Genomic DNA, 23,090 nt, shown 5'->3' on the forward strand with positions numbered 1-23,090 from the left:
CAAACCAGCCGAAGCCATCCGCATCGGCATCTATCAGAATCAGTTGACCGTCAGCCTGGCCGAGGATACCCACCGGGAGGTCAACAATGAAGACTTCAATACTCGCCAAACGCTCGGCAAGGGACCCATCGATACCCCCGGCAATCCACAGACGAATGGCATGCTCGAGAACCGGAGCGAGAGCCTGATCGGTCAGGCTCTGAATGGGATTTTGTGCAGTCGCAGCATGACCGGGTTCACTGCGGAGATAGTCAGGTTCATCGGTAAGCAAAGCGCCCGAAACCGGTGGCGCGCGAGGCATCGCATCACCAGTTGGCTCGCTGAACGTCGCTTCCAAAACGACGAACAACCCCCCTTCATCCCCCAAGGGCGAATCGGCCGGGTTCAACGTATTGTTATTTATAAGCTCCTGTGCAACCAATGCAGAAGAGCCCTGCTCGCCACCCGGAGGCCCACGTGGCAGCTGCACGACTGAGGAGACAGCGGAAATCTGATCGTCACCACTAGAACCGCCGTTTGCGGAAGAACCTTCTGCCTCGGCTTTTTGCTGCTCGGCAACATTGGTTTCGACACGCTCAAACTGGGCGCCCTGCGAGTCGCTTGAATCGGAAACAACTGACGGCAATACCTCGGATTCAGCCTCAATTACAGGGCCCGACTCGGGGGAGTTTTCAGCGTTGGCGAGCGAACTCGCGAGCCAGCTTTCGGACCATGCAACACTGACAGTGGCGCCGGACACGACGTCGGTTTCGTCGCTACGGCCGGTCGAAGTAGTTGCAGATGTGGCGTCGGAATTGACCGATTCGACGACAACCGTGGCTGGGTTGTCGGCGTCGTCTGCGCCGGAATTCAATTGGGTCTGATACCCGATCGCTACGGCAATCGAGTCGCCGGAAAGAAGGACACGGGGTTCCAGCGGTTCCAGACGGAACTTTCCATGCGTGTGCATACCGCTTCCACTGGACGCACCCCTCCCGGAGTCGACCTCAGGCAATGTGGAATTCGAGCGGTTCTTGAACCAGCGCAGCAAAAAAGCCCTTCTCTACATGGGTACCCGGCAGGGCGTACCAAGAATTCGAATTGAAGGGTGAAAGCCTACCTGTTCATTGCGACAGATGCAATACACAGCAACCGGTAGATTGCGGGTTCGTGATCGCCCCGGTTCTGCCGCAGGACAACTGTCTGGTCGGAATGTTGTCTCGTAGGAGGCACGAGATGAAGCGAACGAAACTGCCGCAGGAGATCAGGGCGGTTGGATTCGAGGAAGACTTCGGTGGCTGGAACGAAGGACGACTGGCATAGCTGGTGGTAACGCAGTTTCCGGCAGGGCGGTAGTACCTTGTACTGTATGACCCCAAACACCTGCTCAACGGGGCCGACACCCAACCCTGTTTGGTGCACGCTCCCATTGCCAAGGACTGCATGGTGTCGGAAAGCGAGGCCAGCCATTGTTCCAACCACGGAAACAAAGAAAGCCCACCGAGGCGGGCTTTTAAGTATGTTCAAAAGGTGTTTTGGAGGCGCGACCCGGAATCGAACCGAGGTACACGGCTTTGCAGGCCGCTGTGTTTTGTAGTAAATCAATCACTTACTATGCACATCCACCCGCTATCCGCCCGCCCCAAATATCCAACATACCAGTCTGCAGGAAATCTTGCATTACAGTCGGCATGATAGCCGATACTGGCGTTGCCACTTTGCCGCTCCTTACTTATTGCAAGATTTGGCACCGTCGTGAGCACCGGTTTTCTTCGCATCATTGCCGCTGCTCCCGATGTACATTGGAGCCTGTTTCTGAAGACCGCCGAGCGACTCGGCACGCCGCTCCAAAATGCGGAAAAGGATTTCTGTGTGTCCTGGGTGTTGGACCTGCTGTTCAATGGCAGCGATGACCGAGAGCCACGCCTGCTCTTCAAGGACGGATCATCGCTGTCCAAGGCCTATGCAAACTGCAACTCGATCTTGCCGGCACGCCGACGCACGGGACCAACGACGATTTTGACGTCATGGCCTAACTTCGCTACCAATTCCAGCAGCTTGGCTTCGCTGACACCGCGGAACTGCCCTCTGGTAATGCGCGACACCTTTGACTGCTCAATGCCGAGCAATGCGGCGGCACCGTCTTGCGTCAGGTGGCGCGCCTTGATTGCGCGCGCGATCTCTGCGGCAAGCTGAGACTTGCGCTGCATCTCCGGCGCGTCGGCATAACCCAGGTCGGCATAGACGTTGGTGCTGCCTTCTTCGATGGTAAGTTCGTCATTTCCATTCATCATCGAGCTCCTTTCTGTTTTTGCCAATTCTCGAAATCCTGTTTCGCGGCCTTCAGACGGGCATTGATCATATCCATATCCTCCTTGGGCGTTTTGATGCCACTCTTGGACTTCTTCTGGAAGCAATGCAGAACATAGACCCATCCGGCGAACTTGACCGTGTAGACAGCACGGTAGGTGTCGCTGCGAAAATCTTCGACCACTTCCAACACGCCCGCAGAGCCAAATCCACTCAATGCTTTGGCGTCCTGATGCTTGCCGCCCGCTTGTGCGAGATCAATGGCGTGCCCGAATAAGTCTTTAACGTCCTCAGGCATTGAATCCAGATCGCGCTTGGCTGATCCAATCCATTTGAGGGGCTTTCGAGCCTGCTTTGACATTCGCTTCATTATGCCCATATGGGCATATCCTTGTCAATCGGGCCTGGAAGGCGATATTGATCCAGTTCGTTATCCATGGCAGGTGTTTCCAAGCATCCAGACTTCGGGCTGAGATCCTCGGGATCAGGACCTCGCCAGCAAATATAGGCACCACTTCATGACATTTATATGTGTGACTGTCGTGATCGCCTGAAGAACTCATGCTATTTATTGGCATGTTCATGCTAATATTTAGCCATGTCGATCGCTACTTCTCTTTTTACCGACAGCCAATCCCGCGTCTTTCAGTGGCTTTTTGGCCAGCCTGAACGTGGCTATCACCTGAGCGAATTGCGACGCCTCACAGGCTTGGGCAGTGCCTCCCTGCAAAGAGAATTGAACCGACTGGCTGATGCGGGTCTGGTCCATTCCGAGCGAGTTGGCAACCTGAGACGATTCCAGGCCAATCCGCAAAGCCCGGTTTTTAGCGAGTTGGTCGGGCTGACGCGAAAAACGCTGGGGGTGGAGCCCCTATTGCGCGAAGCACTGCTGCCCCTGGCCCCCGGCCTGCAAGGGGCATGGGTTTATGGCTCCGTGGCGAAACAAACCGACACGGCGCAGAGCGACATAGACGTGATGCTTGTCGGCGAGAACCTGTTGCTGAGTAGCGTCCTTGAGCTACTGGTCCCGCTGGAAGCGCAATTGGGACGAAAAATCAATCCAACCTGCTACACCCCGGCCGAATTTGAGCGCCGTCGTGCCGAACCCGATTCATTTGTGAATCGCGTCTTGGCGCAGCCCATTCTTCCATTGATTGGAGATGCCCATGAGCCTGCCCGCGCTCGATAATCTGGTCCGCATCGGCCAACTCAAGGCCGAACCGCGCAACGAGGCCGAGGCCAGGCGGATGTTGTCGATGGCAAGAACCCGCCTGGACGATGCTCGACTGGCAAATCTCTCCATTGAAGGTCGCTTCACCAGCGCCTACAACGCCGCCCACACGGCTGCCTTGACCGCCCTTCGCTGGCATGGCTATCGCAGCGAAAACCGATACACCGTGTTCCAGTGCCTCACGCATACCTTGAATTGGCCGGCGCCCCGCTGGCGAGTGCTGGATGCCGCTCATCAGAAGCGGAATCTGGCTGAGTACGAGGGATTTCTGGAAGTAGACGAATCCGCCATCACAGAGCTATGCGATCTGGCAGGCTCCCTGATAGCGGAAGTATCGAAAATGCTTGAATAGCCAGGCCCAGCCTCCGATTGCGCGATTGGTCCGTAGCAATAAAGCCGTTAATCAAACTGTCTCTCAAGCACTTTCCCGGCTTGCTCCAGGTCCATCCCTTCTGTCGGCGGGCTGCCATCCCGACAAAGGTTCAAACCGTAATCCATCCCGAAGTCGGCAGTCCTGCCTGCTGAGGTCGCAACCCCGCTTTGAGTAAGGCGCACGTTGAGGCGCTTGCAGCCTTCCTGTTTGAAACTCTTGATCGTGGATACCTCGGCCAGGATTGGCGCCGTTGATCCGGTCGTTCTCTTGAATTTTTCGGCGATCTGGCCAAGGATGAAACCACTCGCCCGGCCATCGGAAGCATCTATCGCTGCGAGGAGCAACTGCTTGATGCTGGAGTACTCCGCTGCCGAGCTGCTGGCCGAAAGCACCATGACGATCAAGAAGGCCGGGGCTCTGAATATCCTCATACTCACCTCTGGTAGTAGTTCTGGACCTTCTGCTGAACCGAGGTCTGAACTTGTTGGCTAGAGGTGCCAACGTTTGGCATCTTGATGTTCGCCATGATTTCGGCTGTGAATTCGGACAGATCGATACTGGAAAAGTCGATGGAAGCAAATTCTGTCTGTGTGAAACCGGAACAATTCGGGCTTTCCGCGCCACCCCATCCCTTGCCAATCTGCGCCCGCCCCTGTTCATTGAGGATCCTTGCCAGCCGACTGTTGTAGCAGCAATATGACTTGGTATGCTCAATGCAAATCTTGATGGACAGGAGCTTGAGCTTGCTGGAGCAATAGGTCCCTATTTCGTGGCAGAGATTCTGACCGGAGCGCATGGCGAGGATCTGCTCCTGTTGCTCGCACGACAAGAGATCCTGAAGAATCATCACGCCAATCTGAATTGCCAATGTGGTTGGATCAAATCCCGTGAAGATGAATCCCTGGCTGGGTAGAAATTGAAACGAAAATCCGTAGAAGCTGAAGGATGGATTGAACAGGCCATCGGCGCCCAGCACACCCAGTGCAGCGCCCAACCCCTGCTGCAATGTGGATCCATCGTAGAGGGCGTCATAAACGTAGGATGACCCGACATCGAGCACTTGACCGCCGGCACTCAGCGCCGAGCCCAGCAGGTTGAAATTGGAAAACCCTCCCCCGCCACTGCTTTTCTTGCAGCAATTGGCCAGGCCGAACAGTTTGATCCGGCACCGTGAGTCAAAGCCTTTGAATATTTCTGTTTCAGCACCATAGACGCCCGCCTCCCGTGCTGCTTCCATCAAGGCGACGGATCGAGCGAAGTCCGTGTCGCCGGTATAGCCCTTGTCGAAGCAGTTGCCGTTCTGGCAGAAAAGTTGCCCAGAGCAATCCGTGACGGTGTTGGTCTGGCCAGGTTGAGACATGCAACGGAAGGTCTTCTGCTCGAATGTACATTGCCCATTTATCTTGTCGGCGGGATTGCAGGATGACGATTCCAGAGTGCAGTTCGGGTTTGATGCGTAGCCGTCACACTCGGAGGTATCGGAGCGTCCCGTGAAGCAGGCATACACGTTCTGCTTCTGATAGCAGCCGTCAGGAGCGACCTGGGACGTGGTTATGCCTGGTGGCAGGGATGGAGGGGTGGTCGAGATGCACGTGCTCTCGGCAATCTGGCAACTTGCGTTACTGGCCAGCGACGCGCATGGCCCCGGGTCGAAATCACTCGACAGCAGCGTATAGGTATCGTCAAGCCGGATCGTATTGACTGGCGTTGGCATTGTCTGATCGTTGCACCGCCACGTTTGCGTGAATTTCATGCACCCGGAGTTGAACAAGGTGTCCATCTGCGCGCACTGGGAGTATGTTTGCCAACACTGAGGCTGTGCGTTGACGAATGGCTGGCAGTAATTGACGGCGTTTGATTTGATGCAGGCGTAGGTATCCTCATACTCCCAGCATCCGCCGACTTCCGCCAACGTGATGGGAACGCCGGAAATGTTCTTGCTTGGCGACGTGTCGACACAAACGGATCCCGACAACCGGCACTCTGCTGCGAAGACGCTATTGATGACGCCCAGGACCAGCAGGAGGGCAAGCGTTTTCATTGAGCGCGCAATTTCAATGCGACGCACTGATCCGATGTCCAGTTGCTGACCGTCCTGGTGATCGGCAGTGCCAGCGGGGAGCCAACGCCCGTTCCACCCGAGGAATTGCAGCCGGAACTCACGTTGCGCATGGAAGGAGTGCACGTGGTCCCGCTGCAACTCACGCTGTAGTACACGTACAGGTTGCAGCCGAACCCCAGATTGCTGACGTAGTAATCGGTGACCGACTGACCGGGCGCTACGGAAACATGAAACAGCCCGTAGCTCCCATTCCATGGGTATCCAATCCAGTTGTAGTCGTAACGATTCACCCCGTCGTAGGATCGGTAAGGCTCCACGTCATAGGAACGCCCATCGCCGCCACAAAAGATATTCATGGCCATGTAGGGATCGACGCACCAGCTGCAATCCACGTAAGCAGCCCGGCCCAGCCATGCACCCGGCGTACATTGGCCGAAACCGATTGTTACGGTACTTCCACGCCGACACTGCAGGTTCTCATAGGCGTTCATCGTCTGATCGCATTGAAAGTTCGCATCTGTGTCGAGGTTGATGATGCGCCCCGTCGTGCATTGCTCTGTCCCAATTTCTCTCAGAGATGAGCAGGTCTCGGTGGTGAACTGTGCCGGCGTTGTTTCCGTTCTGGTCTGGCATTGGGTGCTACTGCCCGTGCCTCCAGCAATGCCAAGCGACTGGAATGTACTCTCCGCATTTGTTCGGGCATTCCTGGCCTCCAGGATCATGGAGTCGCTTCCAGTGATGGAGAATTGAGGGCGAATATCAGGGTTGCGCGCAAGGAAATTGACGGCCTCGCATTCCTGGCGCTTGATGGCATCACTGTCAGGCGTCACCGACGAACAGGTTGATACCTTGTTCACTCCCGGTCCTACCGTATCTCCCCTCCCCCCCTGAAAATACGTAGCCTCTGCAACCGACTGCCCATACGCGGGAATCTTGTTCTCGATGTTTCCGGCAGTGATGGCATCTCGATTCAGTTGATTGAGCGAGGCGCCAAGCGATTTCCCGTCGGCGAACGCACCGTTTTGATCGGCCATTGCCAGCCACGGCGCCAGCAAGATCACTGCGAGGGCAATTCCCCATCTCACTGGAATGCCGCTCCACTGAGACGTGCTCGGAAGCTTCGCGCTGTCGCCGCCCAGTCCGGGCTTTTGCGCTCGATATAGTCCAGGGCGTAATCCAGCGTGACATCCCCGGTGACCTTGACGAAGGTTTCCGGCTTTGAGCAGCCATCATCCATGACGCTGCCCGCTTCCGGCCGGGCGATCACCACCACCGGTACCCGAGTGATGGTGAATTGCTGGAATGCCGGCGGATGAATGGCGGCGGACACTGCGCGATTGCCGATGAGCGCGCTGATCTCCTCGCCCATTCGGGTCATAGAGTCCCCTTTCAAGCCCCGAAATACCAGTGTCGCTCCCACGCGCTCGGACTGATCGATGATGCGAGCCAGCGCCTCCCTGGGCATGGAGAGTGAGACGAACACCATCAGATCCGGCGCCGCCCCTTTCTGCGATGCGTGTCCTCGGCCCAGGCTTTTGAATTTCTCGGCAATGCTCGCGATGTCCGGGGCCGGCGTTGCCGGGCGCGGCATCGCTTCGACTCGGGGCGTGACACCGCCAAACTGCTGCCGGATCACTGGCGCATCGGGCAAGCGATTCAGTGCTTCCTGTGTTTTCTGGCGGGCGAGATCAATTTCACCCTGGGTCGGCAATCGATTCGATTCATCCTTTTCCAAAAAAATGCCCTGCGCCAGCGACAGGGATGCCGCCAGCAGCAGGGCCAAGGGGAGGAACGTGATGGGAATCGACATCGAGGGCCTACGCATCTTCAATTCAGCGTCGCCGCCCCCTGACAACAATTGCGCTTGCGAAAGATCTGATAGGAGAAGTCTTCCCCTTCATAGGGAAACTCCTTGCCCGCCCCCCACAGAATCGTGCTGCGCCCCAGGGGCTGGCAGCACTTCCCGGCGATCTTCGATGTCTGTGGAACCGGATAGAGCATGTGATACTTGTAGCCCGTCTTGTCCATCACCGGCTGCGGGTAGTAGCCACACAGGCCGTCTTCGCCCGAGGCGGCCCACATCAGGCCCTCGCGGTGCATCTTGGCGATGATCCGGTAGACCTCCAGACTGGATGCCTGAACGCCCCCCACATGGGCCTGGACATTGCCGTTAAGCGGATAGAGATTTCCCTGACATCCGGCACACCAGAAGAAGGTGTTGTTGGGAAAACCGGCGGTTGCGGTGACGCAATCGGCTGCGCACGCGGCACGGGCAGGAAGGTTGCCGAACAGATAGACATCAGGATTCAGAAGCCGGGTGAGTTCATCGTCCTTCCACAGCGGGTCGAGCTCGGTCAGGTAGGCAACATCAAAGCCTTGCTGCTCCAGGCAGCTATTGTCCAGAACCGCCTGCAGGTAATAGATGATCGGGTCGACATACCAATGCACCTGATAGAACGAGGACTGGTCCTGCCCGTCACGCCGGTAGCGGCTGGCCACCGGGGCATCGAATCCCGGATCGATATCGACACCACCGAGGCTCACCATGCAAAACGGTTTCCGGACCACATCCACCCGACGTACCGGTTCCCAGAAACTGACCTTCAAGCCGAGCTTGGGGGGATTGCCGCAGAAGCACGCCGGGTTTCCGCCTGGATTGGGGGTATCTTCCTGATCCAGCGATGCCAGCGTGATACCGGCGATTCGCAAGGGGAACATGCAGGACCAGCAGATATCCGTGATCGGGTTGGCAAACTTTCCCTTGCAGGTTGCAGCGTGGGACGGAAGACCCGCTAGCAGAGTCGCCAGAAGCAAGAGGACGCTATGGATGAATTTCATCGATGCGCAACCTCTTGCCTTCCTGACTGACGATCGCCGGGGATTGCTTCAGCAAAAATTTCCGGCTGAGCACGCCGCCCTGGTCGTAGAAAACCTCTCGCTTCCATTGGCGCATCAGCTTGAGCGGCTCGCCCCCGACGAGAATGGGTTTCACCCTTGCCTTTGACTGATCGATAAATCGCCTGGCGAAGGCGACCTGAGCCTTTTCCCGCTGATCGAAGAACAGCAGGTATTGAGTAAGCGGTGCATAGTCGAGCGGATTGACCTTCGTTCCGGCCGGGAACAGGAGCTTGCCCTGCTCATCCACGACATTTCTGTCCAGCGTCCAGGTGGGATCGACGTAGAACGTGCGGGCTGTTTCCGTGGTGCTGACTCCGTGGACGGGCTTGGGCTTTTCAACGGTCTCGATGACCCGCTGCTTGTAGCTCTCCTGCAGCCTGGCCAGTTCGCCGCTCTTCTCCATTCGACGAAATTTGTCCTTCATGACTTCGATGAGATCACGCTCCGCAATCTCGTAGGTCGGGCCGACGACGCCCAGGTCATTCGCCAGGGTGAAACCGGGGTTGAGCAGCAGGCAAGGCAGAGTCACCAGGAACGCATATCGCATCCGTCGATGATGGCAGTTACGCTTTCGGAATCAGCCGCCAAAAGCACACACTCCGTACGCTTTTCAAATCAGGGTTTGAATTTGATCTTGTCTTCCATCAGTTCCAGCAGACCCGACTTGAGCTCATCGAATTTCCAGAGCAGACGGTGATTGACTTTCAGGCCGTGGCGTTTGCACGCTCTCATGGCCTCCATCTTGGTAATCTGACAGAAGCCATCTTGCTGGGGCTCGCTATCAAGGGATCGAAGGACGGTCAACAGGGCCTCGATCGTCGGCGCGCCCTGGTCGGATTTCGTGATGTCGTTTGCTGGCTGACCACCTCTGGCATACACGGGATGGTTCGTACCCTTGGTTGATGGCGCAAGCGCCGGGCTCGGCTTCACGCGCTGTTTCGCCTCTGCTTTCTGGGTGTCTGGCGATTTCCGCGCCGTTATTGGCCTTGCAGGTGGCGTAGTCTGCGGATGCGCTTGGATTTCTGGCGCTTGCCTGACTTCGCCGCCATTGCTCATTCCCGATTCGAGAAGAAAAATCTTGCTGATCTCAAGGCCCAGGCGAATGGCGTTATGAGCACCATCCCCGAATTCCTTGGGGATGGTTCGTTTCAACGGACTCATGGGGTCGATTACCAGCCAGCCCCGGTCGGCCAATTGGTCGAGCACCGTTTTTGGAGTCAGCCCATACCCGGCAAAGGCATCGGGCCATCGGAGATAAACATGTCCATCCTGGTCAGGAATGGCATCAATGCCCCATTTCTTGTCTCTTGCCTTGATGTCCTGTGCCAGGGCCTTGATGGCTTCGCCAATGGCGCCATCGAGCTTGATCGCTTCCATTTGCTCGGTACCCGGCCCCGGCTCAGGTCGGACCTCCTGATTGCGGGTGATTGCCGGTGGTGATTTCGGCGGAGTGACTGGCCGTGAAGAATCTTTAGGTGGATCCGAATCGCGAGAGGTCGTCGCTGATTCGGTGATAGCGGAGGATGACGTGTTGCTGTGAATCTCCGCGCCAGCGTGCTGCACCTCGACCACCGCCGACGCCGGCAGACTGCTGGCATCCGTTTCCGCGTTGATGATGCGCCCTGCAGCCGACGAAAGGGGTACGGAAGACACCATGGCCTCGTCACGCAATCGGATGGCCGTCAGACGGATGTCCGGGATTTTCTCCGCGAGAACGGCAGGAGCAATCTTCCAGTAGCGCTCCTCGGACGGAGCATCCATCCGAACCAGTGCCATTCCACGATCGGTCAGCATGTCCAGAATGCCTTCCGGCGTTCGCGGCATTCCCGGCATGCCATCCTCCTTGATCTGGCGCGCCAACTCTTCACCGGCAGCGGGCCACACCAGATAGACATGTCCTTCGATGTTCCACAGCCTTGCCCCGGGCTGATTGACAAGCCACACCCCCTCCCGGACAAACCTGCGCATGATGTCGATCAGATGACGCTCTACGGGCACACCCAGGTCGTAGCCGGCCATGGCTACCCCGAGTGTCTTGAGATCGCGTTCCACGCTCGTTTGATCGGCCTTGATGACCAGTTCGTAGATGAGGTTGGTCGGACCGGGATTGCAGGCCAGGGATTCCATCAGCCAGACCACCAGTTCGGTTTCGCCTTCCGCGATCCATGCGAGGGACTCGACCCCGATGATTCGCTCTGCAATGAGGCTGGAGAGCGCGGTGTGCTGGCGCCCTCGCCCCTCGCGCCACTCCAGGAAGTAGGCGTTGATACCATTCCTGGTTGCCCAAACATGGAGGTCATCCGTGATCGGATGCCAAGTCGACGTGCGATCCTTGTTGGTCACCGTCAAATCGGTGACGGGTTTGCCCGCGTCGTGGCACAGGGCGGCGAGAAAGACCGCCAGCTGCCAGCGCGGCTCCATTTCGCGTCGGTGTTTTGGGGAAATGGCCGATTTCAACAGAACCCGATCCGCGGATTGAAGCGCCCACAAACCCACTTCGATGGCATGTCGCAGCAAGCCCCCAGCTCCTCGATGATGGTGCGACTGCGACGCCGGCAACAGATGCGAAAACGAAGCGAAGCGCTTTATCGCCGACAGATAATGCTTCTGAAAAATCTCCGGCGTGGCGATGGCCGAGTTGGAAATCCTGTCCAGCAGTTCCTTCTGGGTCTCAAGCAGCTTTTCCGGGGGGACGACGGGCAGCCCTTTCATGAAAGGCGGATAACGTGGAATTTCGTCATCGCCCCAGCGGTAGATGGACTCGCCGGCGCGTAACGGCTCAGGCAGAGGTGCTGATTTCCTTTTTCGCCAGAACATCAGCAGGCATTCAGGCCATTGCTGCGGCTTCGATTGCTACGGAGGCTTCAGCGCAAGAGCTCGCTGGGAACCTCAAAGAATCTGGAAAGCGCGGCCGATGACGTGCTCATCATCGACCCATCCGACGAGCGCATATCTGGAATCCAGGCTATCCGGATGCGGTGCGGCCATGTAGTAGTGCCTCGGAGGAATTGTTCCCGTGGGTCCGGGCATCAGGGGAATACCCGACTTCGCTTTTGGTTTTGCCCGTCCAACAGATTTCCCGTCAACGAAAAATTCAGCGTATCCCGATCCCAGATCGACACTACTCACGTTCGCTCCGGCGATGCCAGTGACGCGCTTGAGGAACCATGCTTCAGGTGCATAGGGACCCCCGCCCTGATAACGGAAGGCCGCAAAATCTCCCAGTTCTGGCTTGACTCCCTTTTGAATGAGATAGACCTTGCCTGACAGGGAGTCCGAGACGTTGATCGATACGGCGAGGTACCGTCCAGCCAAGACACCTATGGCCAGCAGCCAAAGATAACCGGGTGCGTTTTTGGCAAGGTGCCGATAGATGAGGTTGAGCATCAGAGGATGCTAGCCATCGCCCCAGCCAATTTCAGCCCGATAAGCGCACGTCTCGGCAGCTTTTCAAAAAAAGGCGATCACAGCCTGGCGTCGATTGCTCCGAGACCCTTAATCGGCGACAACCACTCTGGTTTCGCAAAACGGGCAGTGATCGGTATGTTTGCTGCCGGCGTCGTAGATGAACGCCGCATTGCACACCTGGCACTGCACGAGCATGACGATTTTTACCCGCACGTCACGCGCAGCAAAGTAGGCGGCGTTGATGTCCAGGGGACCGCAAATCCGCTGATATTCCCGCCATGTCGTCATCAGACTGGTCGTGGTCAAGTCTGAGGCAAAGATGCGTTGATGGAGTGCGGCAAATGCCGACAGTCGGGCCGCAGAGTCACGATCCTTGATGAAGGACAGTACAGTCTCCGGCAATTTCCCGTTCGAGGGTTTTACGCCGTGAACATCTTTCCACCATTGCCGCAATGTTCGCGTCCCGATGCGTGTCATGCCTCGAATGATGGACAGTCGCAGCCCGGCGCGAATGAGCTCGTGGGCCTGTTGAAGATTTTCGAGTTCAGCTAAGGCGACCACCACCGAACTCCCTATCGCCTCGGTTCGATAAACGGGAAGACTTGCCGCTTCCGCGGAAATGCCCGGCGCGCCCTGAGCAGTACATCCTGCTTTGATGTGAAAGACACGTTGCCGTTTGGCGTAGTCCATGGCTGCTGACCGCCAAGGAAGCCATCGAACGCGAAGCTCGCCTCTCGGAACAAAGCGTCATGGGTGTGAGCCTGACAATTCCTCACGCTGAAATCCCTGGCCTCATGCTTCAGTTGCCTGTCGGGATGTCGGGAAGGAACCTGTCCCTCCACGTGGTCTGGCAGATGCCGCAATAGAGACCGAATAGGCCGCTTTTTGCAAGCCCTGGAGCGACAGAAGACGATCCATTTCGGTTTCCGTCAGCCTGATGCTGATGACGCTGATGCCTATGTCTCGCGCCATCGCATCGATCTCATCCAGAGTCATCTGGGCGATGCGGTCCAGAGCGGTTCGGGATAGCCCCGTCATGATCTCTCCGGACCTGGACTTCGATGCTTCTCTCGCCATTATGAGAAACTGGCGGTTAATCGAAATGATGTCATTCATGTCGCTTTTCCAAAATTGGACTACTATCCACGGTGACTAACGATATACATCGTTCGGTCTTCTGTCAATTGTAAAAGAAACCGAAAGAGGATGCTTTTGAATTCGACACCCGAAAACGACATCGCAGCTCGGCTTCGACTCTGGCGGAAAGATGTACTGGAAATGACCCAGGTGAGGTTCGCAGAGGCCACCGGGGTTCATCTCAGCGCGATCCGAAAGTACGAGGGCCGCCATAGCGTGCCCAGTGGTGAATCATTACTCGCCATTGCCAGCACGGGAGTCGACCTGCACTGGCTGCTCACCGGTAAAGGGGATATGCGCGCCCCCTCGAATAATGGCGATAGCGACACCAAGACCGAGGCGGACGCCGAACTGGTTCGCCGTCTGATGGCGATCGAGGGACTTCTTAGTGGCATCCAGGACGACAAGCGATCTGCCGTCCTGGAAGAGATTTTTTCTCGCGTTCAGGAAGCGAAACGAGTAGCCGATCTGGAGTTGCTGGTCGGCAAGTTGGCGCGGAAACGCGCATAGTTCTTCCGCTTTCATACTACTTTGGTACTGGCAATATTCACTTGAAGAATGCATATTCCGAGGAAAAGCGACACCGGACCCGATGCCAGATTGCTCCCGGCAGCCAGTTCCCCAGTTTGCTGTGATGAGCATTCGCGCGCTTGAACCCAATGACGCAAGCGACCACCGGAGCGAAAATGCGGCGCGACTTATCCGCAGCTATACCGCAAGGCAGGGGCAGTACCTCGCCTTCATCTACTATTACTCAAAGATCCACCTGTGTTCGCCGTCGGAAGCAGACATGCAGCGGTATTTCCGCGTGTCACCGCCAGCGGTCCATCAGATGGTCCTGAGTATGGAGAGCTGGGATTCATCGAGAGGACGCCTGGTCAGGGCCGATTGGTCTGGCTGCTGGTGCCCCGCGATCAGCTGCCGGATTTGATGTGAGAGCATGAGCACTTGCCTCGTGCACCAACGACGATGAAACCTGGTTTCACACCGGTTGATCTTCATGACTGCGTAATCGAAATTTCCGACGATGACGCTGGCAATTGACCCGCGCAGCAATGCCGCCCCCCAGTCTGTCCACTGTGTCGGGTGGCAGGTGGGGTTGGTCGGTTCAATTAGGACTGACACGTGATGGGAATTTCATGCCGCATGTTTTTGCTCGACCAAGACGACGGTCTGTATCGCCTGCCGAGTGCAAAGTTCAACCAGATGCTCCGGGATCCGACGAGTTGCCGCTTAACCCGTTTCGCCGGGGCTCGAGTGCGTATGACCGACGTCGCCGTAGAACTGCTGGACCGCCAGCCGATTCGCGTCGTTTGGAACACGTTTGGTTTTCTCGCCTTTGATGACGAAGGATACTTTGACGCTGGCACATTCGACCACCATCAACGGGTACGAGCCGAGCTGGCGTTGGCGCCACTGGCCGCTGAGCCCAAGGGAGCAACGATCGTCGTCGACGCAACCACCCGCTTCGTCGCCCAAGGAGGAAGCTGGAAGCCATCGAGGGCTTTGCAGCGCCATATCGACGAGGCTGCCCTGGGGAGGGTGAATTGCCCGCGACTGTAGTTCATTCGTTTCCGATACATCGAGCTCGTCAAGCAGCAACTCTGCGGGCTTCTGTATGGTCCCTGTTGATCCATGCGAGCGTCGGCTTTAGGGTTGCGTACCAAGCCCTTCCGCAATCGTTGGTGGAGAAATTGGAGGCTTTGAATGGTGGTTGGCAACCGGCCAGGTACCGACATTTTCGGTTCACTGATTCAACAAAATGAAAGGCAGCAGCGCCCCTGGCTGCCGACGCTCACAATATCGCCATCTATGAGTGCTCGTCGGCCTGAACGGCCATTGGGCGCTTGCTGCTTTAGGGGCAGCAACAATGCGTATTGCCGCCGTTCATCAAATCACCGGCAAAGAATTCTGGGTGACCAATCTGAGCGGCAGCTTATCGAAAATCGCTACTCACCCTAAGTGCCCATTGCAGCCACATGATCAATGACCGATCTCCTAGCGGTGAGCTTCTTGGGAGACATGCCATCAGGCCTGTTAGTTGCGTGGGGCTGAAGCGCTAATGAACTGTAGAAGATTGCGATTTGAATGCACCCGACAAAGTTCGTGTGATCAGCACAACTGCCAGACCGTCTTCAAAAGATAGGTCTGGCAAGCCGCAATCAATACACGCCTTGTGCCGCCATAGCGTCAGCCACTTTTACGAAGCCGGCAATGTTGGCACCATCGACATAGTTGACAAAGCCGCCTTCACGCTCGCCGTAGCACACGCAGTTGCTATGGATGTCGGTCATGATAAGGCGCAAACGGGCATCGACCTCATCGCGACCCCAGGGAAGACGTTCGGCATTTTGTGTCATCTCCAGACCTGATGTCGACACGCCCCCGGCATTGGCAGCCTTACCCGGGCCGTAAAGAATCTTGTTATGCAGAAAAACTTCAATCGCGTCGAGATTGGAGGGCATGTTGGCACCTTCAGCCACGCACTTGACACCGTTTTTAACCAGTTCACGTGCGTCGTCGCCATTGACTTCATTTTGCGTGGCACAGGGCAAGGCAATGTCCACCGGCACGCCCCAAGGCGTCTTGCCTGCTTCATAACGCAGACCCAGTTGCTGGGCGTATTCTTCAACACGACCGTAATGCCTGTTTTTGATGTCCATCAAAATCGCCAGCTTCTCGCTAGTAAAGCCGGCTTCATCAATCACCGTGCCACCGGAGTCAGAGGCGGTCACCACTTTGGCACCCAGTTCCATGGCCTTTTCGATGGCGTATTGCGACACATTGCCCGAGCCCGACACCGACACGCGCATACCCTCCATACTGAGCTTGTTGTGGGCCAGCATATCTCTTACAAAATACACCAGCCCATAACCGGTGGCCTCCGGGCGAACCAAACTGCCGCCAAAGGTCAGGCCTTTACCAGTGAAAACACAAGCGGCGTTGTTTGAAAGCTTTTTCATCATGCCGGCCATGAAGCCCACTTCACGCCCGCCAACGCCTATGTCGCCTGCAGGTACGTCGGTATCGGGGCCGAGGTGGCGGTACAACTCCACCATCAAGGCCTGACAGAAACGCATCACTTCGTTACGACTCTTGCCTTTCGGGTCAAAGTCAGAGCCGCCCTTGCCGCCACCCATGGGCAGAGTGGTCAAAGCATTCTTGAATGTCTGCTCAAATGCCAGAAACTTCAGAATCGACAGGTTGACCGACGGATGAAAACGCATACCGCCCTTGAACGGGCCAATGGCAGAACTGTGCTGAATGCGAAACGCCCGGTTGGTCTGGGTCTTGTTGTGATCATCCACCCAGGACACGCGAAACTGAATGATCCGTTCGGACTCCACCAGACGCTCCAGAATACCGGCATCGGCGTAATGCGGGTTGGCTTTGATGAAGCACCACAGGCTACCCATGACTTCCTGCACGGCTTGATGAAACTCGGGTTGATGGGGGTCGCGGGCTTTGACGTGGGCCATGAATTCCGACAGGTCTTTGTACTTCACTTCTGATTCCTTAATAGAGTAAATAACGTATAGACGCGTGAATTGCGATCAACTATGAATACGCGAAATCCATGCACCGGCGTGAATTGACATGCGCCAATTGAATGCGGTTCAGCAATAACTTTATCTTATTGAATTCAAGGGGCGTCTTCACACCATTTGCACTGAGATGGTGCGCATGCCATTCTAATCGCCACCATCTGCAACCGCCAAAAGACGCTGACTGAGTCGGAAAGATGCGTTACCAGGCAACCGGCGTACTTCAGTAAGCCGCCGGTCATGAGCTTGGCATGAATGACAGAATCCTTGGCTATTGCAATCACTAGAGGATCAGGTGGCATCGGTTTGAAATAGTGCAAAGCCGCCACACTACAGACCAGACCGTGCACGGCCGCCAGATACTAGATCTCAGTCTGTTCTGAACGATCCCAATAAGGTGGGGTGCCAATGTGCGTCAACAAAAAATCAATGAATACCCTGACCTTGCTTGGCAAATGTCGCGTTGGCAGATACATAGCGTAAACATGGCGTTCTACCGGGATGTATTCCGACAAGACGGCTTGCAGGCGCCCGCTCTGAATGTCCTTGCCAACGATAAAGGTTGGCAGCAAGCCCATCCCCAGTCCGCCAAGTACGGCTTGCGATAGCGCTTCGTCATCGTCCACATGTAGGGGGCCATTCACCGGTACGGAAATATCACCCGCCGGCCCGGTAAAAAGCCAACGCCCCTGTTCGCCTGAGCGGGTGTAATCGAGACAGTTGTGGGTTACCAGATCCATCGGCGTTTGCGGAATGCCCCGCTGACGAAAATACTCAGGGGTTGCACACAATTGGCGACGGACGGGCGCCAGCTTTCGGGCAACCAAATGTTCTTGCGGTTGCCCCGTAACCTGAATCATCAGATCGTAGCCCTCCTCGGCAAGATCAACCCACCGGTCGGTGATCGTCAGGTCCACCTTGATTTTTGGATATTGGGGCAGAAATTCGGCGAGTGCCGGTGCGACATGAAGCGTCCCAAAAGCAACGGATGCACTTATTCTTAGTACGCCGCGAGGTTCGGATGTGAGGCTGGCAACAAGATTCTCGACATCCGCCGCTTCTTCGGCGATACGGCGACCATGCTCGGCAACCGCTGCGCCAATCTCGGTCAGGCTCAAGTGGCGGGTCGTGCGATTGAGTAGTCGCGCACCGAGAGCCACTTCCAGTTTGGCGACGGCTTTGCTCACCACCGAACGGGAACTCGACAGGCGCCGCGCGGCCTCGGCAAAGCTGCCGGCTTCTACCACGCGCGAAAATACGGTCAACAAATTCAAATCAAGCATGTGGCTATTGTATTCCTAGGAGAGACATTCTGATTCCAATCGTGTAGCTAATCAATCGCATTGTTTTTAGGTAGCATGCACCATTATGAGACACGAAACTACAGCAACCCACCCGCGCAATGAAGCGACAACCTACCGTGACAGACTACGGAGTGACTTGGTCATCTGTTTGGATGATTATGTGCGCTTGCGCGAAATTCTCGGAGATCATGACCTAGCCGAAGAGCTGGATCGGGCCATTGTAGCTCCATCGGATCGTATTCCGGAAAACGTGGTCACCATGAACACCCGCCTGGTCTACTCTGACGAAAGCACCGGTACGACACGTGAAATCGAGTTGGTTTACCCCAATGAAGCAGATTCCGTGGCTGGCCGGGTTTCTGTATTGGCCCCTGTCGGTTGCGCTTTGCTGGGCCTGAGTACCGGACAGTCGATTGAATGGAATTTGCCGAATGGCCAGGTTCATCGCCTGCGCGTCGAGCATGTGCTCTTTCAGCCTCAATCCAGCGGCACAAACCCCGCGGTAGCCGGAACTCTCTCGCCAGCAGCGTAGCCATGCACACTGTTCGTGCGCACGCCAAATTGATCATCGTGTGCGACTTAAGATATCCACCGTGTGATCCGACACCTTTCGGTCTGGACGGGCGATTGCACAAGGTTGGCCCTGATCAATGAAAGATGCGCACACCGATCAATCAATGGCGCGCGCGCAACACTAACGCCTATTTAGTGCTAAATGACCATCTAAATGTCATTTTGTTGCTCGCCGCTGCCTTCGGTGCCGGCGCACTGAATGCCGTCGCCGGTGGCGGCAGTTTCCTGACGCTGCCGGCACTGGTTTTTACCGGCATGCCACCGGTTGCCGCGAATGCCACCGGCACCGTTGCCCTGTTCCCCGGCTATGTTTCCGGCGCCTTGGGCTTTCGAGAAGATATGGAGGCACTACCCGGCCTGTCGTTGCGCAATCTGACTATTCTCAGCCTAGTCGGTGGTGCGCTGGGCGCGGCTCTGCTGCTGGTGACTGATGACCGCACCTTCAGCAAGGTCGTGCCCTGGCTGTTGCTGGTTGCAACACTGCTATTTGCCGTCAGTCCGCTGCTGCTACGCAGACTCAAAGGCAGCCAAAGCGGCCGCGCCTCGGTGGCGAAATCTGCTGCCGGCATGCTGGCCGTCTCCATTTATGGCGGCTACTTCAATGGCGGGCTCGGTATCCTGCTGCTGGCGCTGTTCGGTTTGCTCGGCCAAACCAATCTGAATGCAATGAATGGCATGAAGAACGTGGTTTCGGCATTGCTGACCGCGATCGCTGTCGCGGTCTATGCCTGGGGAGGGGTCGTAGCCTGGCCGCAGGCATTGGTGATGATGATCGCTGCGACTGCAGGAGGCTATTTTGGCGCGCGTATTGCGCGGCGTATATCTGCGCCCGTGCTGCGGACCGGTATCGTCACCACCGGTTTGATCATGACCACGCTGTTCTTGCTTCGCGGTTAATGACCATGGCAGGTGCGGTATCGGGACTGCCAAGACTCATGGCTTGAGCGCATTTTCGACGCCCTGGGTATTGGCAGCATCGCGGCTGCCATTTGCGAATCCCGCCAGAATTGTCCGGGCCTGACCTTGCATGGCGCGGTAGGATCGTTCCCACCCTCCCTCGCTCAGTGTGGTCCGGGCTAATTGGCGAACCAGCGTTTCAAGAGATCTTGCCCGCTCGCGTTCCTGCTTCAACTCGACAAGCGCCTGATCTTATTCAAAGGCATAGACGAACTCCACCCGACAGTCTTGACAAATTCCGATGCAGGTCTGTGGAGCATCGATTTTGCCGCAGCCGATACATTGCCATGCCTTCACATGCTCAACCACGTCATTCACCCGTTCAAAGCACAATTCATTGAGATCTCTGCCTTCTCAGATGCAAAAAGACGCCCCAAAGCGCCTCCCGAATAGAAGTGCGGTCATCAAGCGGTGACACACAAGAATTTCGCACTGGGGTAATTCTGCTCTACACACGAATCCATGTTTGGACCTTCCGCAGCCCAGCAACCGAGAGCTTAATTTATGAGAATATCGAATTTGCGTGCCACACGGTCGATTTCCGTCGTCGCCTGTCAATGGATATTACGTTGGGGTTCCACAGAACCTTGTGTTGGATAGATATCGAAACCCGGAGGAAAGTGCCCATGAATGAGATCTACGTCAGCACTGACGTCGAGACCGACGGTCCGGTGGCAGGAAAGCACTCGATGTTGAGCATTGGATCGGCAGCGTACTCGGCCGACAAAAGGCTATTGTCAACCTATACCGCCAATCTGGAAACGCTGCCGGAATTCACCGCTGATCCGAAAACCACCGCCTGGTGGGCAACGCAGGCTGACGCGTGGTCGGCGTGCAGGCAGAATCTCGAACATCCGCGAGTTGCCATGCCACGCTACTTGGCATGGCTCAAGGCCCTGCCCGGAAAGCCGGTCTTCGTCGCCTACCCAGCCGTTTTTGATTTTTCTTTCGTGTATTGGTATCTCACCCAATATGCAGGCGAGAACCCCTTCGGCTATTCGGCAATCGACATCAAGACTTACGCGATGGCGATGATGCGTAAACCGTATCGCGCTTGTGGCAAGCAATCGATGCCGCCCGAGTGGTTTGATCCCGTTGCCCATACCCACGTGGCGCTGGATGATGCGATCGAGCAGGGTAGCCTGTTCTGCAACATGCTGTGCGCCAACCTCGAACTCGTTAAGCCTTTATCTACTCCAGACCTGTTAGCCAATGAGTAAAGCTTGCTGTTGAATCGTGACTTAAGTCCCAACTCAGCACGCTGGTCCCAAGCCTCGCTTGTAATGAGGCCAGATCAAGGCGGTCACCCATTAGCCGGCCTGTGTCAAGCGAGCAAACAAACCCGTGGCGGGTTTAGCCGCCAATTTCTATTCTTTCAACTTCCCATCTGCAGTTTCAGACCACGCCCGTTTCTTCAATATATGGCTGCGACGAATTGCGCCAGCCACCCATCAGGATCAAGCATTCGGCGATGACCTGCCTTAGCCCTGGCGGAGTAACCACCCCAGAAGAACGTTGGTGCCGCAGCGTGTCCAATGGGTGCTTCACAACCTTCAATTGATGGGAGCCGGGATTTGGAACAGATCAATCACTGGCCGAGCCAGGTAACTGGACAGTCAATGTTCTTCAATAACTTGTCATGGTTAGTGACTCGTTGTTTGATCTATCACCACCCGAATAGATACTTGACGATTTGCTACCAGCTTCGATCAGGCGACATAGCGTCCGAATCGCCCCCTTCATCGATTCCGCTCGGGTATTTCCAAATCCCATCAGCAGCCCCTGTCGTTGCGTTCTGAAGGCATTGACAAAATATCCCGACAAGGGAGTCACGCCAATCTGCCGCATCCGCGCGGCCGCCGCTAGCGCCTGATCGTTGCAACAGTCAGGCAACTCGGTGACCATGTGCAGGCCGGTCGAAGCTGTCGGCATGGTCAGCCATCCGCTGCCTTCCGAATTGATCGCGGACAGCAACGCGGCGCGCCGTTCGGCGTAGAGCACTTTGGAGCGCCGAATGTGCGCGCCCAGGTGACCATTGCCAATGAAGTCGGCCGCCGTCGCCTGGAGCGGCATCGGAACACGATGGTCAGTTCCATTGCGCACGGCGCATAGCGCGTCGATCAAGTCGTCGGGAGCAACCAGGAAGCCCAGCCTCAAACCGGGGGCAAGCAACTTGCTGAGCGTACCGATGTAAATCACGCTTCCGTTGTCGCCATCAAGCGCCTTAAGTGCCGGTGCCGGTGCGCATTCATAGCGAAATTCGCTGTCGTAATCGTCTTCAAGGATGAATGCGTTGGCCTCATTGGCCCATTGCAGCAACGCGAGACGCCGCGCCAGACTCATGGTGACGCCCAGCGGGTATTGATGCGATGGAGACACCATGGCGAGTCGTGCGTCGGGAGCGCGGTTCCGTCCATCGTCAACATCCAGCCCTTCGGCATCGACACGGATACCCACCGCAGTCACCCCGGCAAGAACCAGGCTACGGTACGCGGCATCGTACCCAGGGTTTTCGACCCAGACGCGATCGCCAATATCGGTAAGTGTCAGTGTAGCGATCGCAATCGCAGCTTGCGCACCAGGCGCGATGATGATCTGCTGCGCATTGCAGACAACACCACGCGCGGCGCCCAGATACTCTGCCAAGGCCTCGCGCAACGGCAGAAAGCCCTGGGGATCGCCGTAAGAGAGATCGGGAGTCGGCCGGCGACGCCAGAAGCGGCCTTCGAGGCGGCCCCAAAGCGCATAGGGGAACGCATCCAGTGCCGGCAGACCGGGCGTGAGTGGCCATGCCGCACGCGCCATTGACATTGAATCCACCCCTACCAGACGACCCGCCCGTACCGAAACAGGCGCGCGTTGTCGTTCCTGAGACCAAGACGCAGATGAAAGCGGCTTTTGCTTGGCAATCCGCGCTGCCACATAGGTTCCGGCTCCCCGCCGCGCTTCCAGAAAGCCCTCTGCGACAAGTTGCTCATAAGCGCCGGAGACGGTAATCCGCGATATACCGAGTTCCTGCGCCAGCACGCGCGAGGCCGGCAACCGAATACCGGGTTGCAAGGTGCCGTCGGCCACGCCTTTGCGAAAGAACCGTACCAGTTGCTCGCGCAAAGACAGCGGGTCATCAGGCGACCGATGAAAGCGGTTCCAGATCGGATAAGCGGTGGCACGCGTCTTCATGCGGGATTCCCGTTCTATTTCAATGCCACTCACAACGGCCTAAGTGGCCTTAAATATTTACATAAGTGGATATTTTAATGAGGCCATTTTGCAGGCATTCTGCGCCCCATGCAACTCAATCACATTCAAGGAC

At 56.6% G+C, this 23,090-nt stretch carries 24 protein-coding genes and 1 pseudogene; 9 read left to right on the forward strand and 16 right to left on the reverse strand.

Going from position 1 to position 23,090, the window contains the following annotated elements; all coding sequences use genetic code 11:
* Window positions 1-43: 43 nt before the first annotated feature.
* Window positions 44-475, forward strand: coding sequence for a hypothetical protein (locus J0M27_RS00085; RefSeq protein WP_294986257.1), 432 nt, complete (start codon window positions 44-46; stop codon window positions 473-475).
* A 411-nt stretch (window positions 476-886) separates the two neighbouring features.
* Here the strand turns inward: J0M27_RS00085 and J0M27_RS21310 are convergent.
* The 3 genes and pseudogenes from J0M27_RS21310 to J0M27_RS00095 all read right to left on the reverse strand — a co-directional run.
* Window positions 887-949 (reverse strand): annotated as a pseudogene (locus J0M27_RS21310) (LEPR-XLL domain-containing protein); the annotation flags it as partial.
* A 991-nt stretch (window positions 950-1,940) separates the two neighbouring features.
* Window positions 1,941-2,270 (reverse strand): helix-turn-helix transcriptional regulator, encoded by a 330-nt coding sequence (locus tag J0M27_RS00090; RefSeq protein WP_294986259.1) that lies wholly within the window; start codon window positions 2,268-2,270, stop codon window positions 1,941-1,943.
* Window positions 2,270-2,659, reverse strand: coding sequence for a type II toxin-antitoxin system RelE/ParE family toxin (locus J0M27_RS00095; RefSeq protein WP_294986569.1), 390 nt, complete (start codon window positions 2,657-2,659; stop codon window positions 2,270-2,272). The genes J0M27_RS00090 and J0M27_RS00095 overlap by 1 nt, the downstream gene beginning before the upstream one ends.
* Before the next feature lie 228 nt (window positions 2,660-2,887).
* Between J0M27_RS00095 and J0M27_RS00100 the strand changes: the two genes are divergently transcribed.
* Together J0M27_RS00100 and J0M27_RS00105 are read left to right on the forward strand one after the other, a co-directional pair.
* A complete protein-coding gene (locus tag J0M27_RS00100; RefSeq protein WP_294986260.1) occupies window positions 2,888-3,478 on the forward strand; it encodes a transcriptional regulator in 591 nt (196 codons plus the stop codon).
* Window positions 3,456-3,872 carry a hypothetical protein gene (locus J0M27_RS00105; RefSeq protein ID WP_294986262.1) on the forward strand — a complete coding sequence of 139 codons (417 nt, stop codon included), beginning with the start codon at window positions 3,456-3,458 and terminating at the stop codon, window positions 3,870-3,872. The genes J0M27_RS00100 and J0M27_RS00105 overlap by 23 nt, the downstream gene beginning before the upstream one ends.
* A 47-nt stretch (window positions 3,873-3,919) precedes the next feature.
* Here J0M27_RS00105 and J0M27_RS00110 read toward each other — a convergent pair whose 3' ends face one another.
* The 10 genes from J0M27_RS00110 to J0M27_RS00155 form a co-directional block, all read right to left on the reverse strand.
* Complete coding sequence (locus J0M27_RS00110) at window positions 3,920-4,297, reverse strand: hypothetical protein (RefSeq protein ID WP_294986264.1); 378 nt, start codon at window positions 4,295-4,297, stop codon at window positions 3,920-3,922.
* A 29-nt stretch (window positions 4,298-4,326) separates the two neighbouring features.
* Window positions 4,327-5,934, reverse strand: a complete 1,608-nt coding sequence (locus J0M27_RS00115; protein WP_294986266.1) for a conjugal transfer protein TraN — start codon at window positions 5,932-5,934, stop codon at window positions 4,327-4,329.
* Complete coding sequence (locus J0M27_RS00120) at window positions 5,931-7,016, reverse strand: hypothetical protein (protein WP_294986267.1); 1,086 nt, start codon at window positions 7,014-7,016, stop codon at window positions 5,931-5,933. Before J0M27_RS00120 ends, J0M27_RS00115 begins: the two co-directional genes overlap by 4 nt.
* Window positions 7,017-7,036: 20 nt before the next feature.
* On the reverse strand, window positions 7,037-7,765 hold the full coding sequence (gene trbC, locus J0M27_RS00125) for a type-F conjugative transfer system pilin assembly protein TrbC (protein ID WP_294986269.1): 729 nt from the start codon (window positions 7,763-7,765) through the stop codon (window positions 7,037-7,039).
* Between the two features lie 17 nt (window positions 7,766-7,782).
* Entirely contained in the window at window positions 7,783-8,793 is a 1,011-nt protein-coding gene (traU, locus tag J0M27_RS00130; RefSeq protein ID WP_294986270.1) for a conjugal transfer pilus assembly protein TraU, read from the reverse strand.
* Window positions 8,777-9,400: a type-F conjugative transfer system protein TraW gene (gene traW, locus J0M27_RS00135; protein WP_294986272.1), complete on the reverse strand. Its 624-nt coding sequence runs from the start codon at window positions 9,398-9,400 to the stop codon at window positions 8,777-8,779. The genes traU and traW overlap by 17 nt, the downstream gene beginning before the upstream one ends.
* 68 nt (window positions 9,401-9,468) lie before the next feature.
* A complete protein-coding gene (gene mobH / locus J0M27_RS00140) occupies window positions 9,469-11,670 on the reverse strand; it encodes a MobH family relaxase (protein ID WP_294986273.1) in 2,202 nt (733 codons plus the stop codon).
* 72 nt (window positions 11,671-11,742) lie between these two features.
* A complete protein-coding gene (locus tag J0M27_RS00145) occupies window positions 11,743-12,240 on the reverse strand; it encodes a S26 family signal peptidase (RefSeq protein ID WP_294986275.1) in 498 nt (165 codons plus the stop codon).
* 108 nt (window positions 12,241-12,348) lie between these two features.
* Window positions 12,349-12,951 carry a FlhC family transcriptional regulator gene (locus J0M27_RS00150; RefSeq protein WP_294986277.1) on the reverse strand — a complete coding sequence of 201 codons (603 nt, stop codon included), beginning with the start codon at window positions 12,949-12,951 and terminating at the stop codon, window positions 12,349-12,351.
* A gap of 102 nt (window positions 12,952-13,053) precedes the next feature.
* On the reverse strand, window positions 13,054-13,377 hold the full coding sequence (locus J0M27_RS00155) for a hypothetical protein (protein WP_294986279.1): 324 nt from the start codon (window positions 13,375-13,377) through the stop codon (window positions 13,054-13,056).
* 162 nt (window positions 13,378-13,539) lie between these two features.
* Between J0M27_RS00155 and J0M27_RS00160 the strand changes: the two genes are divergently transcribed.
* The 3 genes from J0M27_RS00160 to J0M27_RS00170 all read left to right on the forward strand — a co-directional run bounded on the left by J0M27_RS00160 (window position 13,540) and on the right by J0M27_RS00170 (window position 15,388).
* Window positions 13,540-13,908 (forward strand): helix-turn-helix domain-containing protein, encoded by a 369-nt coding sequence (locus tag J0M27_RS00160; protein WP_294986281.1) that lies wholly within the window; start codon window positions 13,540-13,542, stop codon window positions 13,906-13,908.
* Between the two features lie 636 nt (window positions 13,909-14,544).
* Window positions 14,545-14,961 carry a hypothetical protein gene (locus J0M27_RS00165; RefSeq protein WP_294986283.1) on the forward strand — a complete coding sequence of 139 codons (417 nt, stop codon included), beginning with the start codon at window positions 14,545-14,547 and terminating at the stop codon, window positions 14,959-14,961.
* 253 nt (window positions 14,962-15,214) lie between these two features.
* Window positions 15,215-15,388 (forward strand): hypothetical protein, encoded by a 174-nt coding sequence (locus J0M27_RS00170; RefSeq protein ID WP_294986284.1) that lies wholly within the window; start codon window positions 15,215-15,217, stop codon window positions 15,386-15,388.
* 172 nt (window positions 15,389-15,560) lie between these two features.
* On the opposite strand, the gene gdhA is transcribed toward J0M27_RS00170, so the two are convergent.
* Both gdhA and J0M27_RS00180 read right to left on the reverse strand, forming a co-directional pair.
* Entirely contained in the window at window positions 15,561-16,904 is a 1,344-nt protein-coding gene (gdhA, locus tag J0M27_RS00175) for an NADP-specific glutamate dehydrogenase (protein WP_294986286.1), read from the reverse strand.
* A gap of 401 nt (window positions 16,905-17,305) precedes the next feature.
* Complete coding sequence (locus J0M27_RS00180; RefSeq protein ID WP_294986288.1) at window positions 17,306-18,226, reverse strand: LysR substrate-binding domain-containing protein; 921 nt, start codon at window positions 18,224-18,226, stop codon at window positions 17,306-17,308.
* A 157-nt stretch (window positions 18,227-18,383) separates the two neighbouring features.
* Between J0M27_RS00180 and rnk the strand changes: the two genes are divergently transcribed.
* From rnk to J0M27_RS00195, 3 genes are all read left to right on the forward strand, one after another.
* The gene (gene rnk / locus J0M27_RS00185) at window positions 18,384-18,779 is read left to right on the forward strand and encodes a nucleoside diphosphate kinase regulator (RefSeq protein ID WP_294986290.1); all 396 of its coding nucleotides are present in this window, start codon (window positions 18,384-18,386) and stop codon (window positions 18,777-18,779) included.
* 125 nt (window positions 18,780-18,904) lie between these two features.
* Window positions 18,905-19,717: a sulfite exporter TauE/SafE family protein gene (locus J0M27_RS00190; RefSeq protein ID WP_294986292.1), complete on the forward strand. Its 813-nt coding sequence runs from the start codon at window positions 18,905-18,907 to the stop codon at window positions 19,715-19,717.
* 686 nt (window positions 19,718-20,403) lie between these two features.
* Complete coding sequence (locus tag J0M27_RS00195) at window positions 20,404-20,997, forward strand: hypothetical protein (protein WP_294986294.1); 594 nt, start codon at window positions 20,404-20,406, stop codon at window positions 20,995-20,997.
* A 406-nt stretch (window positions 20,998-21,403) separates the two neighbouring features.
* Here J0M27_RS00195 and J0M27_RS00200 read toward each other — a convergent pair whose 3' ends face one another.
* On the reverse strand, window positions 21,404-22,957 hold the full coding sequence (locus J0M27_RS00200; RefSeq protein ID WP_294986296.1) for a PLP-dependent aminotransferase family protein: 1,554 nt from the start codon (window positions 22,955-22,957) through the stop codon (window positions 21,404-21,406).
* Between the last annotated feature and the right edge of the window lie 133 nt (window positions 22,958-23,090).

The sequence above is a fragment of the Sulfuritalea sp. genome, from assembly GCF_017302275.1.
Lineage (GTDB): Bacteria > Pseudomonadota > Gammaproteobacteria > Burkholderiales > Rhodocyclaceae > Sulfuritalea.

Bases quoted from the DNA above. Each gene is read 5' to 3' on its own strand.
- J0M27_RS00090 (WP_294986259.1), bottom strand. From the start codon at position 2,270: ATGAATGGAAATGACGAACTTACCATCGAAGAAGGCAGCACCAACGTC.
- J0M27_RS00095 (WP_294986569.1), bottom strand. From the start codon at position 2,659: ATGAAGCGAATGTCAAAGCAGGCTCGAAAGCCCCTCAAATGGATTGGA.
- J0M27_RS00100 (WP_294986260.1), top strand. From the start codon at position 2,888: ATGTCGATCGCTACTTCTCTTTTTACCGACAGCCAATCCCGCGTCTTT.
- J0M27_RS00105 (WP_294986262.1), top strand. From the start codon at position 3,456: ATGAGCCTGCCCGCGCTCGATAATCTGGTCCGCATCGGCCAACTCAAG.
- J0M27_RS00115 (WP_294986266.1), bottom strand. From the start codon at position 5,934: ATGAAAACGCTTGCCCTCCTGCTGGTCCTGGGCGTCATCAATAGCGTC.
- trbC (WP_294986269.1), bottom strand. From the start codon at position 7,765: ATGTCGATTCCCATCACGTTCCTCCCCTTGGCCCTGCTGCTGGCGGCA.
- traU (WP_294986270.1), bottom strand. From the start codon at position 8,793: ATGAAATTCATCCATAGCGTCCTCTTGCTTCTGGCGACTCTGCTAGCG.
- traW (WP_294986272.1), bottom strand. From the start codon at position 9,400: ATGCGATATGCGTTCCTGGTGACTCTGCCTTGCCTGCTGCTCAACCCC.
- mobH (WP_294986273.1), bottom strand. From the start codon at position 11,670: ATGTTCTGGCGAAAAAGGAAATCAGCACCTCTGCCTGAGCCGTTACGC.
- J0M27_RS00145 (WP_294986275.1), bottom strand. From the start codon at position 12,240: ATGCTCAACCTCATCTATCGGCACCTTGCCAAAAACGCACCCGGTTAT.
- J0M27_RS00150 (WP_294986277.1), bottom strand. From the start codon at position 12,951: ATGGACTACGCCAAACGGCAACGTGTCTTTCACATCAAAGCAGGATGT.
- J0M27_RS00155 (WP_294986279.1), bottom strand. From the start codon at position 13,377: ATGAATGACATCATTTCGATTAACCGCCAGTTTCTCATAATGGCGAGA.
- J0M27_RS00160 (WP_294986281.1), top strand. From the start codon at position 13,540: ATGACCCAGGTGAGGTTCGCAGAGGCCACCGGGGTTCATCTCAGCGCG.
- J0M27_RS00165 (WP_294986283.1), top strand. From the start codon at position 14,545: ATGTTTTTGCTCGACCAAGACGACGGTCTGTATCGCCTGCCGAGTGCA.
- J0M27_RS00180 (WP_294986288.1), bottom strand. From the start codon at position 18,226: ATGCTTGATTTGAATTTGTTGACCGTATTTTCGCGCGTGGTAGAAGCC.
- J0M27_RS00190 (WP_294986292.1), top strand. From the start codon at position 18,905: ATGCGCACACCGATCAATCAATGGCGCGCGCGCAACACTAACGCCTAT.
- J0M27_RS00195 (WP_294986294.1), top strand. From the start codon at position 20,404: ATGAATGAGATCTACGTCAGCACTGACGTCGAGACCGACGGTCCGGTG.
- J0M27_RS00200 (WP_294986296.1), bottom strand. From the start codon at position 22,957: ATGAAGACGCGTGCCACCGCTTATCCGATCTGGAACCGCTTTCATCGG.